The sequence below is a fragment of the Nocardioides pollutisoli genome (assembly GCF_040045055.1).
Taxonomy (GTDB): domain Bacteria; phylum Actinomycetota; class Actinomycetes; order Propionibacteriales; family Nocardioidaceae; genus Nocardioides; species Nocardioides tweenelious.
The window spans coordinates 1697916-1712237 of record NZ_JBDZDU010000001.1; the positions used below are offsets into that span (position 1 = coordinate 1697916).

General features: G+C 71.0%; 14 protein-coding genes. 7 read left to right on the forward strand and 7 right to left on the reverse strand.

The window, feature by feature from the left end; translation table 11 throughout:
* Genes ABLE68_RS08285 through pknB form a run of 5 tightly spaced genes read left to right on the forward strand, consistent with a single transcriptional unit; the run spans position 1 to position 7431 of the window.
* Positions 1-1323, forward strand: coding sequence for a PP2C family protein-serine/threonine phosphatase (locus ABLE68_RS08285; RefSeq protein WP_348870843.1), 1323 nt, complete (start codon positions 1-3; stop codon positions 1321-1323).
* A 1-nt stretch (position 1324) separates the two neighbouring features.
* Positions 1325-2728, forward strand: a complete 1404-nt coding sequence (locus ABLE68_RS08290) for an FtsW/RodA/SpoVE family cell cycle protein (protein WP_348870844.1) — start codon at positions 1325-1327, stop codon at positions 2726-2728.
* The gene (locus tag ABLE68_RS08295; RefSeq protein ID WP_348870845.1) at positions 2725-4197 is read left to right on the forward strand and encodes a peptidoglycan D,D-transpeptidase FtsI family protein; all 1473 of its coding nucleotides are present in this window, start codon (positions 2725-2727) and stop codon (positions 4195-4197) included. Before ABLE68_RS08290 ends, ABLE68_RS08295 begins: the two co-directional genes overlap by 4 nt.
* Positions 4194-5636, forward strand: a complete 1443-nt coding sequence (locus tag ABLE68_RS08300) for a serine/threonine-protein kinase (RefSeq protein WP_348870846.1) — start codon at positions 4194-4196, stop codon at positions 5634-5636. Before ABLE68_RS08295 ends, ABLE68_RS08300 begins: the two co-directional genes overlap by 4 nt.
* Positions 5637-5652: 16 nt before the next feature.
* Positions 5653-7431 carry a Stk1 family PASTA domain-containing Ser/Thr kinase gene (pknB, locus tag ABLE68_RS08305; RefSeq protein WP_348870847.1) on the forward strand — a complete coding sequence of 593 codons (1779 nt, stop codon included), beginning with the start codon at positions 5653-5655 and terminating at the stop codon, positions 7429-7431.
* Here pknB and ABLE68_RS08310 read toward each other — a convergent pair.
* On the reverse strand, positions 7403-8230 hold the full coding sequence (locus ABLE68_RS08310; protein ID WP_348870848.1) for a DUF881 domain-containing protein: 828 nt from the start codon (positions 8228-8230) through the stop codon (positions 7403-7405). The genes pknB and ABLE68_RS08310 overlap by 29 nt on opposite strands.
* A gap of 94 nt (positions 8231-8324) precedes the next feature.
* Here ABLE68_RS08310 and ABLE68_RS08315 point away from each other — a divergent pair, with 94 nt between their 5' ends.
* A complete protein-coding gene (locus tag ABLE68_RS08315) occupies positions 8325-8786 on the forward strand; it encodes a cell division protein CrgA (protein ID WP_348870849.1) in 462 nt (153 codons plus the stop codon).
* Between the two features lie 324 nt (positions 8787-9110).
* On the opposite strand, the gene ABLE68_RS08320 is transcribed toward ABLE68_RS08315, so the two are convergent.
* Positions 9111-10037 carry a rhomboid family intramembrane serine protease gene (locus ABLE68_RS08320; RefSeq protein WP_348870850.1) on the reverse strand — a complete coding sequence of 309 codons (927 nt, stop codon included), beginning with the start codon at positions 10035-10037 and terminating at the stop codon, positions 9111-9113.
* Between the two features lie 25 nt (positions 10038-10062).
* Positions 10063-10575, reverse strand: a complete 513-nt coding sequence (locus ABLE68_RS08325; protein ID WP_348870851.1) for a peptidylprolyl isomerase — start codon at positions 10573-10575, stop codon at positions 10063-10065.
* 154 nt (positions 10576-10729) lie between these two features.
* Between ABLE68_RS08325 and ABLE68_RS08330 the strand changes: the two genes are divergently transcribed.
* Entirely contained in the window at positions 10730-11344 is a 615-nt protein-coding gene (locus ABLE68_RS08330) for a hypothetical protein (RefSeq protein ID WP_348870852.1), read from the forward strand.
* 3 nt (positions 11345-11347) lie between these two features.
* Here ABLE68_RS08330 and ABLE68_RS08335 read toward each other — a convergent pair whose 3' ends face one another.
* Genes ABLE68_RS08335 through ABLE68_RS08350 form a run of 4 tightly spaced genes read right to left on the reverse strand, consistent with a single transcriptional unit; the run spans position 11348 to position 14318 of the window.
* Entirely contained in the window at positions 11348-12367 is a 1020-nt protein-coding gene (locus ABLE68_RS08335; RefSeq protein ID WP_348870853.1) for a 1-acyl-sn-glycerol-3-phosphate acyltransferase, read from the reverse strand.
* Positions 12364-13212, reverse strand: a complete 849-nt coding sequence (locus ABLE68_RS08340) for a patatin-like phospholipase family protein (protein WP_348870854.1) — start codon at positions 13210-13212, stop codon at positions 12364-12366. Before ABLE68_RS08340 ends, ABLE68_RS08335 begins: the two co-directional genes overlap by 4 nt.
* Positions 13213-13219: 7 nt before the next feature.
* Positions 13220-13564 (reverse strand): DUF3817 domain-containing protein, encoded by a 345-nt coding sequence (locus tag ABLE68_RS08345; RefSeq protein ID WP_348870855.1) that lies wholly within the window; start codon positions 13562-13564, stop codon positions 13220-13222.
* A 10-nt stretch (positions 13565-13574) separates the two neighbouring features.
* Positions 13575-14318, reverse strand: coding sequence for an SURF1 family protein (locus ABLE68_RS08350; protein WP_348873247.1), 744 nt, complete (start codon positions 14316-14318; stop codon positions 13575-13577).
* Positions 14319-14322: the final 4 nt, after the last annotated feature.

Here is a 14322-nt window from a genome sequence, read left to right on the forward strand (position 1 = left end):
ATGACCGACTCACCTCCTGGACAGGCCCTGCGCCTGCACTACGCCGCGGTCTCCGACGTCGGCCGTGTGCGCAAGGACAACCAGGACTCGGGGTACGCCGGCCCGTGGCTGCTGGCCGTCTGCGACGGCGTCGGTGGCGCGGCCCGCGGTGACATCGCGTCCAGCACCGCCATCACCCAGCTCCGTCGCCTCGACGCGCCGCCGACCAGCGACTCGAGCGAGGAGCTGCTCGCCCGCGTCGCTGGAGCGCTCCACCGCGCGCACGACCGACTCGTCGAGCTGGTCGACGAGGACCCGGCGCTCGACGGCACGAGCACGACCGCCACCGTGGCCGTCTTCGACGGTCTGCGGCTCGGCATCGGGCACGTCGGCGACAGCCGCGGCTACCTCTTCCGCGACGGCGCGATCCGCCAGCTCACCGTCGACCACACCTTCGTGCAGACGCTGATCGACGAGGGCCGGATCACCGAGGAGGAGGCGCGGGTCCACCCCCACCGCAACCTCATCCTGCGCGCGATCGACGCGGTCAGCGACAGCGAGCCCGACCTCTTCATCGTCGACCTCGCCGCCGGTGACCGGGTGCTGCTCTGCAGCGACGGCGCGAGCGGCGTCCTCCCCGACGGCCGGCTCGCCGACATCCTGTCCACGGGCAGCCCGGAGTTCGCCGCGGTGGAGATGGTCCGAGCCAGCCTCGAGGCCGGGAGCTCCGACAACGTCACCTGCGTGGTCGCCGACGTCGTCGACGCATCCGACGAGTCGGCCCCCGACGTGGAGCCCGTCGTGGTCGGCGCCGCCGCTGAGCGCCGTCTCCCCCGCGCCCGTTCCACCGCCGCCAAGGGCGGTCTCTTCCGCGGTCACCGCGCGGGCGACACGGGCGAGCTCGAGCCGGTCCCGCCGCTGCCGGACGACGTCCCCTTCGCGATCAGCTCCGACCCGGTCGACCCCGAGGCTGCCCGCTACGCGCCGCGCCCGCCCCGGCCGTTCCTGTGGCTCAAGCGGATCTGCGCCGCCGCCCTCGTCGTCGGTGTCGTCTGGGTGGGCGTCGCCGCCGCGTGGTCGTGGAGCCAGGACCAGTACTTCGTCGGCGAGCAGGACGGCAAGGTCGTGATCTACCGCGGCATCAACGCGTCGCTGCCGGGCGTCTCGCTCTCCTCGCCGTACCAGACCACCGACGTCGAGGTGAGCCGCCTGTCGGACTTTGTCGCCGGCCGCGTCAGCGAGGGGATCGACGCCGACTCGCTCGAGGACGCCCAGCGGACGGTGCAGAACCTCGCCGCCGGCCAGGACCCCGCGGACCCCGATGCTGCCGGGACGGGTGGCTGACATGTCGAACACCTTGATGGGCTTCGTCCACCGACGCCGTCGCGGTGCCGAGCTGTTCCTGCTCGTGCTCGCTCTCGCGGTCGGCATCGGCGCCTACGCCGCCGTCGGCATCGGCGTGGAGGGCGAGGTCCCCACCGACCTCCTCGCGTACGGCGGATGGCTGGCCGCCCTGGTCATCGGCGCCCACCTGGTGATCCGCATCGTCGCGCCGTACGCCGACCCCGTGCTGCTCCCGGTCGTGGCCGCGCTCAACGGGCTCGGCCTCGCCGTCATCCACCGCATCGACCTCGCGCTCGAGGCCGAGGGCAAGGGGCACGGCTTCGCCCAGCAGCAGCTGATCTGGATGACCCTCGGCGTGCTGCTCTTCGTGGTCACCCTGATCGCGCTACGCGACCACCGCGTCCTCCAGCGCTTCACCTACACCAGCGGCCTCGCGGCGATCGTGCTGCTGCTCCTGCCGATGCTCCCGGGCATCGGCCGCACCATCAACGGCGCGCGGATCTGGATCCACGTCGGACCGTTCAGCTTCCAGCCCGGCGAGATCGCCAAGGTGCTGCTCGTCATCGCGTTCGCCGGCTACCTCGTGCTCCACCGCGACGCCCTCGCGCTCGCCGGCCGCCGCGTCCTCTTCGTCGACCTGCCGCGCGGCCGCGACCTCGGCCCGATCCTCGCGATGTGGCTGGTCAGCCTCGGCATCCTGGTCTTCCAGCACGACCTCGGCTCGAGCCTGCTGTTCTTCGGCCTCTTCCTCATCATGTTGTACGTCGCGACCGAGCGACCAGGGTGGCTCGTCGTGGGCGGGCTGCTCTTCGTCGCCGGGGCCGCGCTCGCCTACTACCTGTTCGGCCACGTCCGGATCCGCTTCGACATCTGGCGCCACCCGTTCGAGTACTACGGCGAGGGCACCAGCGACCAGGCCTTCCAGCCGGTCGAGGCGAAGTTCGGCATGGGCTGGGGCGGACTGATCGGCCGCGGCTTCGGCGACGGCGACCCCAACCGGGTCCCCTACGCCAACTCCGACTTCATCCTGTCCTCGATCGGTGAGGAGCTCGGCCTCACCGCCGTCATGGCCGTCATCGTCATGTACGGCCTGATCGTCGAGCGCGCCCTGCGCACCGCCCTGATCTGCCGCGACGGCTTCGGCAAGCTCGTCGCGACCGGCCTCGGCAGCGCCTTCGCCCTCCAGGTCTTCGTGGTCGTCGGCGGCGTCACCGGCCTGATCCCGCTCACCGGACTCACCACGCCGTTCCTGTCGTACGGCGGTTCGTCGCTGGTCGCCAACTGGGTGATCATCGCGATCCTGCTGCGCATCTCCGACCAGGCCCGGCGCCCGGTCCCGCACCTGTCCGACGACACCGCCGCCATCGACATGGACGCGACCCAGGTCGTCAAGGTGGCCCGATGAACAAGCCGATCCGGACCGTCTCGATCTTCTGCCTGCTGCTGTTCCTGGCACTGCTGATCAACGCGACCTACCTGCAGTACTGGAAGGCCGGCGCCCTCAACGACGACCCGCGCAACCGGCGGGTCCAGGAGGCGTCGTACGCCCGCGAGCGCGGCGCCATCCTGGTAGGCCGCAACCCGGTCGCCGAGAGCGTGGAGTCCGACGACGACTACAAGTTCCAGCGGACCTACCCCAAGCCCCTCATCTACGCCCCGATCACCGGCTGGTTCTCCTACTTCGGCCAGACCGGGATCGAGCGCAGCCAGAACGACGTCCTCTCGGGCGACGACTCCCGGCTCTTCGTGACCCGCCTGGTCGACCTGCTCAGCAACGACCCCGCCAAGGGCGGCAACGTCGCGCTCACGATCAACCCGGCGGCGCAGGAAGCGGCCTACAACGGGCTGAAGGCGATCGGCCCGGAGGTGCAGGGAGCCGTGGTCGCGCTGGAGCCGAGCACCGGCAAGGTGCTCGCGATGGTGTCGCTGCCGACCTTCGACCCCAACAAGATCGCCACCCACGATCTGTCGGCCGCCAGCGAGAGCTACAAGAAGCTCGAGGCGGACCCGGCCCAGCCGCTCCTCAACCGGGCGATCCAGACGCGGCTGCCCCCCGGCTCGACGTTCAAGGTCGTCACCGCAGCGGCCGCGATCGAGAAGGGCCTCTACACCGCCAGCGACACCGTGCCCGGTGGCGTGACCTACCAGCTCCCGCTGACGCACGGCCCGACCGGCCTGATCGACAACGAGGGTCGCGCCTGCGGCGCCAACAACACCCGGATCCCCTTCGCCCAGGCGATGGAGCAGTCCTGCAACACGTCCTTCGCCCAGATCGCCGGCGAGGTCGGCGCCGAGGACATGGCCAAGACGGCCGAGGCCTTCGGCTTCAACCAGGACTACCTCGAGGACCTCTCCCCGCAGGCCAAGTCGGTCTTCCCGACCGAGCCGAACGAGGCCGAGCTCGGCCAGACCGGCTTCGGCCAGTTCGAGGTCTCGGCGACCCCGCTGCAGATGGCGATGGTCGCCGCCGGCCTGGCCAACGGCGGCACGGTGATGAAGCCCTACCTCGTCGACGAGCAGCAGTCGGCCGACCTCGACGTCCTCGACAAGACCGACCCCGAGGAGCTCTCCCAGGCGGTGTCCGCCGCCACGGCCAGCGAGGTGACCAAGCTGATGGTCGCCACGGTCGACGACGGCACCGCGTCGCCGGGCGCGATCCCCGGCGTCTCGGTCGCCGGCAAGACCGGGACGGCGCAGAGCGGGATCGACGACGTCCCGCCGTACGCCTGGTACATCTCCTTCGCCCCCGCTGACAACCCGCAGGTCGCCGTCGCCGTGATGATCCAGAAGGCCGACATCCCGCGCGGCGAGATCGCGGGCGGCGTCTACGGTGGCCCGATCGCGAAGGCCGTCATGGAAGCGGTGATCAAGTGACCCAGTCGACCTCCTTCGGCTACGCCGACGACTCCCGCCGCTACCGGCTCGTGTCCCGCATCGCGACCGGCGGCATGGGCGAGGTCTGGCAGGCGCTCGACACCGTCCTCGGTCGCTCGGTCGCGGTCAAGCTGCTCAAGAACGAGTACGCCGACGACACCGCCTTCCGGCTGCGCTTCGAGGTCGAGGCGCAGCACGCCGCGTCGCTCCACCATCGCAACATCGCGACGGTCTACGACTTCGGCGAGGCGGAGGCCGCGGACGGCTCCGGCGTACGCCGCCCCTACCTCGTGATGGAGCTCGTCGAGGGCCAGCCGCTCTCGTCGCTCCTGCGGCCCGGCTCACCGCTCGACCCGCAGGCCACCCGCGAGCTGCTGGCACAGGCCGCCGACGGCCTGGGTGCCGCGCACGCGGCCGACATCGTCCACCGCGACGTCAAGCCGGCCAACCTGATCGTCACGCCGGACCGGCAGATCAAGATCACCGACTTCGGCATCGCCCGGGCGGCCGCGGGCGTGGGCCTCACCACCACCGGTGAGGTGATGGGTACGCCGCAGTACCTCTCCCCCGAGCAGGCCCAGGGCCTGACCGCGACACCCGCCTCCGACGTCTACTCGCTCGGCGTCGTCGCCTTCGAGTGCCTGGCCGGCCGGCGCCCGTACGTCGCCGACACCCCGGTCGCCACCGCGCTGGCCCACATCCGCGAGCCCGTTCCCGACCTGCCGGAGAGCGTCCCGGCCGACCTCGCCGCGGTCGTGAAGCGCGCGATGGCCAAGGACCCGGCCGCCCGGTTCGTCGACGGTCGGGCCTTCGCGGCCGCGCTGCGCAACCCGGCGAGCGTCGCCCCCGCGCCCGCCACCGTCGCCGCGCCGGTCCCGGTCCCGGTGGCCGCCCCGGCGACCCAGGTGCTGGCTCCGGTCACCACCTCGACCCCGGTCGCCGACGAGCGGAGCAGCTGGCTCTGGCCCGTCCTCGGCGTGATCCTCCTGGTGGCGATCGTGGTCGTGGTCTTCCTGCTGTTCAACTCCGACGGCGACACCGAGACCCCGATCGAGCAGCAGACCAGCCAGAGCCCGAGCCCGTCGAGCTCGGCGCCGTCCCCGACGGAGTCGACCAACACGCCGTCCGAGGACACCACCATCCGGATCGACGAGAACGACTACCTGGCCCGACCGATCGCCGACGTCGAGCGCGACCTCGGCAATCTCGGGCTGCGCGTCGACAAGCAGCGCGTCGACAACCCGGGCGACGAGATCGTGGGCGACGTCCTCAGCGTCAACCCGACCGGCGCACTCCAGCCGGGTGACCTGGTCACCGTCCAGTTCTGGGGACCGCTCGTCGCTCCCACGCCGTCGGACACCCCGTCCGACACCCCGTCCGACACCCCGTCCGACGCCGTCTCCTCCGACCCCAGCGACAGCACGTCCCCGAGCAGCTAAGGCAAGGTCACCCTCGATGAGCAACCAACAGCCGACCGTGGTCGGCGGGCGCTATGAGCTCGGCGAGCTGCTGGGCCGCGGCGGCATGGCGGAGGTCCGGAAGGGCACCGACACCCGGCTCGGCCGGGTCGTCGCGGTCAAGCGGCTGCGCACCGACCTCGCCAGCGACGCGACCTTCCAGGCTCGGTTCCGACGCGAGGCGCAGTCGGCTGCATCCCTCAACCACCCAGCGATCGTCGCGGTCTACGACACCGGCGAGGAGCCCGCCCCCGACGGTTCGGGGATCTCCCAGCCCTACATCGTGATGGAGTACGTCGCCGGGCGGACGCTGCGCGACATCCTGCGCGAGGGACGCAAGATCCTGCCCGAGCGCGCGCTCGAGATCACCAGCGGCGTGCTCTCCGCTCTCGACTACAGCCACCGCGCGGGGATCATCCACCGCGACATCAAGCCCGGCAACGTGATGCTCACGCCCAGCGGCGACGTGAAGGTGATGGACTTCGGCATCGCCCGGGCGATCAGCGACGCCTCCTCGACGATGACGCAGACCGCGGCCGTGGTCGGCACGGCGCAGTACCTCTCCCCGGAGCAGGCGCGCGGCGAGACCGTCGACTCCCGCTCCGACGTCTACTCCGCCGGCTGCCTGCTCTACGAGCTCCTCACCGGACGGCCGCCCTTCGTCGGCGACAGCCCGGTCGCGGTCGCCTACCAGCACGTCCGCGAGCCCGCCGTACCCCCGTCGGACCACGACACCGAGCTCCCGCCGGAGATCGACGCGATCGTGATGAAGGCGCTCGCCAAGCGGCTCGAGGAGCGCTACCAGTCCGCGGCCGCGATGCGCAGCGACATCGAGCGCTACCTCGCCGGGCGTCCGGTGCAGGCACCGATCCCGGCGCCGGTCGTCGCGACCCCGCCGCCGGCGTACACCGCCGCGCCCACCATGGTCACCACCCTGCCGCCCGAGGACGACGACGGCCGCAGCCGCACCGGTCTGCTGATCGCGCTCGGGCTGCTGCTCGTCGTGCTGATCGCCGGCGCGGCCTACCTGATGCCACGGCTCTTCGAGCAGGCGCCCGACCAGGTGGCGGTGCCCAAGGTGATCGGCAAGACCGACAACCAGGCCCGTGCTCTGATCGGCGACGCCGGGCTCCGGGTCGGCCCGACCGACCGCGAGAACAGCGATGTGGTGCCGGCCGGCAAGATCATCCGGCAGAGCCCCGACCCGGACGAGTACGTCGACCCCGACACCTCGGTCACCTACGTCATCTCCCTCGGCAAGCCCGAGGTCCAGGTGCCGTTCGTCATCGGCCAGAACAAGGACGACGCCAAGCAGACCCTGGTGGAGGCGGGCTTCCAGGTCACGCTCAAGGAGGTCGAGTCCGACGAGGACAAGGGCGTCGTGATCAGCACGTCGCCGGCCCAGGGCGAGACCGTGGCCGCGGGCACGATGGTGGTCGTGTCCTACTCCGACGGACCCGAGAAGGTCCCGGACGTGGTCGGCATGCAGCAGGCCGACGCCGAGAACGCCATCAAGGCCGCCGGGTTCGTGCCGCGGGTCTTCACGACCGACGACACCACCGAGCCCAAGGGCACCGTCATCGACCAGAGCCCGTCGAAGAACGAGCCGCTCTCCGCAGGTTCGACCGTCACCATCCAGGTGTCGAGCTACGAGGAGCCGACGGAGACGCCCACGGAGACCCCGACGGAGACCCCGACCGACGGGGTGACGCCCAGCCTGCGGGCGCCGGCACCGCCGCCCGGTCAGGTCACCCGGTCGCGGAGCTCGCGCCCTTGAGGACGGTCGCGTAGCTGAGGTCGAGCAGGCCGTCGTACGCCGGCGCGATCACCGGGTCGGCGAGCTCGAGGTCCCAGCCGACGGAGATGCTCGGGTCGGCGGCGTCGTCGCGGTAGAACGCCAGGTAGTCGTCGTCCTCGACCGCGGTCAGCAGCGTTCCCTGGTCGCCGACCGCCTCGATGACGTAGGGCTGCGGGTAGGGCACGCCTTGGAGCTGGACGGCGTTGCCCTCGCACTTGATGCCGGTCGTCGACACGACCCGCTGACCGGCGATCGTGACCGCGGTCGCGCCGCCCTTCCACAGGGCGTTGACGACGGCCTGGATGTCCTGCTGGTGGACCAGGAGCCGGTTGACGTCCCCGGTGGTGGAGTTGATGACGTCCTCGGGGGCGTCCGAGAGCGTGATCCGGACGCCGGGACCGCGGTGCGCGACCAGGCCGGCGGGGTCCTTGAGCGCCGCGATCCGCCGGTTGTAGCGGTTGACGTCCCGGTCGCTCATCGACCCCGACAGCACCGAGACCTGGGAGTTGAGGTCGGCCACCTGCTCACGCAGCGCCGCGTAGTCGTCGGCCTCGTCCTTCACGAGCGACGCCAGGTCGGTGTAGCGACCCGGGCGCAGGTCGGTGCCGTGGCTGTTGGAGGCGCTCACCACGAACAGGCCGCCGCAGAGCAGGATCACGAGGGGCGTGCCGATCCGCCAGGCGCCGCCGGCGCGCGGCGTACGGCGACGCAGCCGGGACAGGCCGGTGCGCTCCGGGTCGCTCGACCCGGAGGGCCTCGCGTGGGATCCTCCGCTCACGACGACTAAGGTATCCCGGAGTCCGTCCGCGTCCCGCACGGGCGGCATCATGTGATGGATCACGAACGACCCCGCGAACCACCCAGGAGTTCCCGTGCGCAAGCAGAAGATCGACGACCCTCTCGCCCCGGCCCGAGGCCCGCTGATCTCGACGCGGTTCGTCATCGCCCTCGTGCTGATGGCGCTCGGCATCGCGTGGATCGCCTACTACTACCTCGCCGTGCGCGTCGACCCGACCGCCTTCCCGGCCCCCGACCCCGGCAAGCCGAAGTTCATGGCCGACCTCGGCAACTGGAACTACCTGATCGGCTTCGGCGCGATCTTCGTCGGCCTGATCGTCTCGGCCCACCCCTCCACCCCGCTCGGCCGCGGCCGCGGCGTGGTGGCCGGCATGCTCGGCTGCTTCCTGGTCGGCCTGCTGTGGATCTGCACCTTCTACGTCTTCAGCAACGACATCAGCTCGATCCCGGTCTTCAACGACCTGGACCAGAAGAACCTGATCGTCGGCATCGGCTTCATGGCGGTCGGCTTCACCTTCGCCACCCGCTGGGAGTGAGCTGCCCCAGCCTGAGCGTGCGAAGGCTGGGAATCGGCAGCCAGGTCGAGTAGCCGCACGAGAGACGAAGGAGCTCGTGACCGGCGTATCGAGACCGGCAGCCCACCTCGTACCTCGACCGCCGGTCGTCCCCCCAGGGGGCGGCCGGCGGTTTGTTTGTGCACAGCTGGGGACAACCCTGTGGAGAACTACATCGATGTAGTTCTCCACAGTTGTCTCCACAGCTGTGGATGAGATCCCCCGACCGGCGCACGGCGAAACCACCGGGGTCGGCGGTCCATACCAGGGGCGGGCAGCCGGGCCGGGTGGGTCGACGGCGAACGGTCAGCCGAGAGCGGCGGTGCGGAGCACGACCGAGACCGCGATGAGCACGGCGACGCCGCTCAGCCCGGCGACCTGCACCAGGGTGCGGTTCTGGCGCGGCGCATAGACGAGGATGCCCGCGATCACCAGGCCGCCGACGAAGCCGCCGACGTGTCCCTGCCAGGAGATGTAGCCGTGGCCGACCACGGTGAAGAGGAAGTTCAGCCCGATCCAGAGCAGGACCTGGCGGTAGTCGCCACCGATCTTGTGCGCGATGACGAGCAGGGCGCCCATCAGCCCGAAGATCGCGCCGGAGGCGCCGACCGTCGGGGTGAACTCCGGCGCCGCCCAGTAGACGAGGGCCGAGCCGGCGAGCGCGCTGAGCAAATAGAGCGCGAGGTAGCGGCTGCGGCCGAGCACCATCTCGAGCTGGGGTCCGAGCACGTAGAGCGCGAACATGTTGAAGCCGATGTGCAGCAGCTCGACATGGGTGAACGCGCTGGTGATCAGCTGCCAGTAGGCACCGTCGGCGACGCCGGGGAGCCAGGTGCCGCCGTTCGCCGTGCAGAGCGCCTGGCTCACGTCGACGCCGCGACCCTGGCCGAGGTCGCAGAGACCGTTCGGCCGCAGGGCGAGCAGGTCGACCAGCCGGCTGGACGCGCCGCCGGTCACGAGGATGGCGAGCCAGACCGCGGCGTTGATCGCGATCAGGACGTACGACGTGAGGCCGGCGTTGCCGGGACGGAGCCCGCCGAACGCCGTCCGCCCGCTCCGGGTCGTCTTGCGACCCTCCGCGACGCACTCGGGGCACTGGAAGCCCACGGCGGCGTCGCGCATGCAGTCCGGGCAGATCGGGCGGTTGCACCGCTGGCACCGGATGTGCGACTCACGGCCGGGGTGTCGGTAACAGGTCGGCACCCCGGCCGTGGGCGCAGGTTGATCGGTCATGCTGTGGTCCGAGCTCGCGAGGAGCTCAGGCGCCGACGATCTCGACGGACTCGATGATCACCGGGTCGAGCGGCTTGTCGCCAGGGCCGGTCGGCGTGGTGCCGATGGCGTCGATGACGTCGCGCGAGGCCTGGTCGGCCGCCTCGCCGAAGATCGTGTGCTTGAAGTTCAGCCACGTCGTCGGCGCCACGGTGATGAAGAACTGCGAGCCGTTGGTGCCGGGGCCGGCGTTGGCCATCGCGAGCAGGTAGGGCTTGTCGAAGACCAGCTCGGGGTGCGGCTCGTCCTTGAACGTGTAGCCCGGGCCGCCGGTGCCGGTGCCGAGCGGGCATCCGCCCTGGAGCATGAAGCCCTCGATCACGCGGTGGAAGCCGAGGCCGTCGTAGAAGGGACCCGAGCGGCCGTTGCCGGCGTCGTAGTCCTTGGTGCCCTGGGCGAGGCCGACGAAGTTGGCGACCGTCTGGGGGGCGTGGTCGGGGAACAGGTTGAGCGTGATGTCGCCCCGGTTGGTCTTCAAGATGGCCTGTTGGTCAGCCATGACTGCCTCTCGCGTCGGATGGGTACACCTCGGACACACCGCGGTGCAGATTCTGCCGTCCGATCCTCGCATGAGCCCCAAGCGACCGGGCCCCTGGCTCGACACCCGGTGACATGATCGAATGAAATCAGGACACGACGAGAGGAAGTGCCAGATGGGTCTGCGCAAGAACAAGTCGATCCTGGACCAGGCTGTCGACCAGTACGTCGACCAGGTGAAGCCGCACGTCGACGCGGCGGTCGCGACCGCCAAGGAGAAGAGCGGCCCGGTCCTCGCCGACGCGAAGGCCAAGGCCGGTCCCGCACTCGCCGATGCCAAGGCCAAGGCCGGCCCGGCTCTCGCCGACGCCAAGGCCAAGGCCGGTCCGGCGATCGCCGCGGGTGCTGCCATCGCCGCGGAGAAGGTCGTGAGCGGTGCCACCATCGCTGCGGAGAAGGCTGCCGAGGCCGCGGAGGCCGCGGCCGACAAGGTCACCGAGGTGACCCAGCCGAAGAAGAAGAAGGGCAGCAAGCTCAAGAAGCTGCTCGTGCTGACCGGTCTCGCCGCCGGCGCCGCGTTCGTGGCGAAGAAGCTCCAGGGCGGCCAGCAGAGCGACAACTGGCAGTCGTCGTACACCCCGACGCCCGCCCCGGCTCACGCCGCCCGTCCGACCAAGGACGAGGCCGGTGCGTCGCCGTCCGAGGCGATCGCCGACCAGGCCGAGTCGGCCCACCCGGTCACCACGCCCGACGACCCCGCCGAGGTCGTCGACCTGGACGACACGAAGTAGTGACTAGGACCGGCCGGGGGCGACGTCCTCCGGCCGGTTCTGCTCGATCCACTCGTCGATCTGCTCCCACCAGCCGAAGAGCCAGTCGATCCGTTCGTCGCGGACCTCGGGGATCTCGTCTCGCGGCACCTGCCACCAGCGCATGATGATCCGCTTGTCCATCGGCAGCTCCCGCCAGATGTCGGCCGGGCTGACCAGGTGGTCGAGGCCTGTGTGCGCGACCAGCACGACATCGGCCTCGGGCGCGGCGTCGAGGGCGGCGATGAAGCCGCCCGGCCGCGGCGCGAGCACGTGGATCATCCGCTCGGCGCGCTGGGCCATGCGCTCCATGCCGATCCGCCGCAGCCGGTCGATCGCGCGCTGTCGTCGCTTCGGCGTGAAGTTGCCGCCCTCCGGGAAGATCACGAACGCGTCGTTCGCGTCGAGGCCGGTGGCGAGGTCGGCGATCTGGGCCTCGAGGTCCTCGCCGGCGGCCGGGTTCGGGCTGATGAAGCGCGCCGGGATCCGACGCAGGACGACGTCGATCATCGGGTCCCACGCGAGCGTGTCCTTCAGGACCACGCGCGGCTCGCGGTCGTACCACGACATCAGCGTGTGGATCAGCACGAACGAGTCGCCCACCCCGGCATGGCGGCAGCAGACCAGGATCGGCCGCCCCGGGTGCGCCGCCGGGGTCGGTCCCTCCGTCTCGATGCTCAGCCGCAGCACCCGCCGCGCCTCGCGGAAGAAGACCCACATGGTGCCCTGCACCAGGTCGTAGTGGATGCCCTCGAAGTACGGCGTCCGCATCCGCCAGCCGAAGCCCGACGCGATCCACAGCCCGAGCATCACCACCAGCAGCAGCGCCTCGCAGGTGAGGTAGACGGTCGCCACCCACATGATGCGCAGCGGGCGCAGCCGGCCGGACACGACCGGCGACAGGGCGGCCAGCGCGATCAGCCACAGCGGCAGCGACACCCAGACCAGCACCGCGAGCAGGACGACGAGCGGCGCGATCACCAGGCGCCGCAGCGCCCAGGTCACGGGTCGCCTGCTGACTCCGGTCCGAGATGCTCGTCGAGGTAGTCGACCGACGCGGCGTACGTCTCGTCGATGCGTTGCTGGACCCCGCTGAAGTCGCGGCTGCCGAGCACCGAGTCGTCCTTGCCGGACGTGCCGCGCGCGGGCAGCACGTGTGCCTCCACACTGGCCGGCAGCTCGGCGAGCTCGCGGTGGAAGCGGTGGCGGCGGGCGATCTCGAAGGAGACGCGCGCGACCTCCCACGGCCGCTTCGGCGGCTTCAGCGGTCGGTCGACCCGCCCCACCTGCAGCACGAAGACGCGCGAGGCACCCAGCTGCACGGCTCGCCCGAGGGGGATCGAGTTGACGATGCCGCCGTCGAGGTAGTGCTCGTCGCCGACCTTCGCCGGCGGGAGCAGCCCGGGTACGGCGGCGCTCGCCATCACCGCGGGGACGAGCGGCCCCGAGTCGAACCAGTGCTCGGCGGCCCGCTCGATGCTGGCGGCGCAGACCTGGAACCGGATCGGCAGGTCCTCGAAGGTCAGGTCGCCGAACTCGTCGGCCAGCGCCTGCTGCAGCGGCTGGGCCGACCAGAGGTGGGTCCCGGTGGTGACCGCCCGGCGGACCGTGCGCAGCGGGCTGTCGCCGTACACCTCGTGGCCGCTGGCCCCGACCCCCCGCCAGAGCTCGGTGAGCTTCTCGATGACCGACAGGTTCGGCTCGCGGGCGACCATCGCGCCGTTGAGCGCACCGATGCTGGTGCCGAGCACCGTGTCCGGCACGATGCCGCGCTCGAAGAGCGCACGCAGCATCCCGACCTCGACCGCACCGAGGACGCCGCCGCCCCCGAGCACGAACGTGGTCGTCATGGTCGGGTCACACCGCCGAGGGTGCCACGAGCTCCGGGTTCTCGGCCCGCACCTTCTGGGCGACCTTGTGCTCGACCCAGAAGATCAGCAGGGGGACCAGGCCGGCGATCAGCGCTACCAGCGTGAAGCCGATCGACCAGCGCGCCCGGCGCGACAACAGGAACGCGACGACGACGTAGATCATGAACGCCCAGCCGTGGGCGACCCAGAGGATGCTCAGCTTCTCGCCCAGCTGCTGCAGGTCGCTGCCCTCGGCCGGGATGTAGCGCAGGGGCAGGGCCACGAACGAGCAGAACGCGAGCAGGACGCCGACGATGAACGCGAGCACCCGGTAGGTGTTGAACAGCTTCACGGCGCCCAGCCTACGGAGTGGCCTCTGAGAGCGTGTCGGACTCCTCGTCCTCGCGCTCGCGGGCTGTCGTGTCGGTCACCCAGCGCCACCAGATGAAGACGGCGAACGCACCGAAGAACCACCACTCGATGGCGTAGAGCAGGTTGCGCACGCCGGTGAACGCGCCGACGTCGGGCAGCTGGGACAGCGACGCCGCGGCCAGCCCCTGCTCGGGCTGCTCGGAGACGCCGTACGCACCGTAGAGGTCCTGGTCGACGTGCTGGATGATGTCGGCGATCCGCAGCTGCGGGAGCACGTCGTCGGTCGGGTCGGTGTCCGTCTCGCCGGTCCCCTCGGGAGGCTGCAGCCAGGCCGTCACCTCGGCCTCGCCGCTCGGGGGCTCGGGGGCGGTGTCGGGGTCGGCGACCCAGCCGCGGACGATCGGGATGGCCGCGCCGTCCGGGCTCCCCACGGCGAGCGGGGTGACGACCCAGTAGCCCTGACGACCCTCGTGCTCGCGGCCCGAGACGTAGACCGTGCCGTCGGGCACCCAGGTCCCCGAGACCGTCACCGGCTGCCCGACCCGGTTGCCGGGGAAGGGGTCGTCCGGTCCGATCACGTCGTCGAGCGGCATCGGCGTGGCGTGGGTCAGGTCGGCCGCCTTGGCGTCGCGGTGCGCCTGCCAGGCGGTGAGCTGCCAGTAGCCGAGCCCGATGGCGGTGGCGACGAGGACCAGGGCCAGCAGGTGTGCACCCCAGTACCGCGGGGCGAGCATCCTG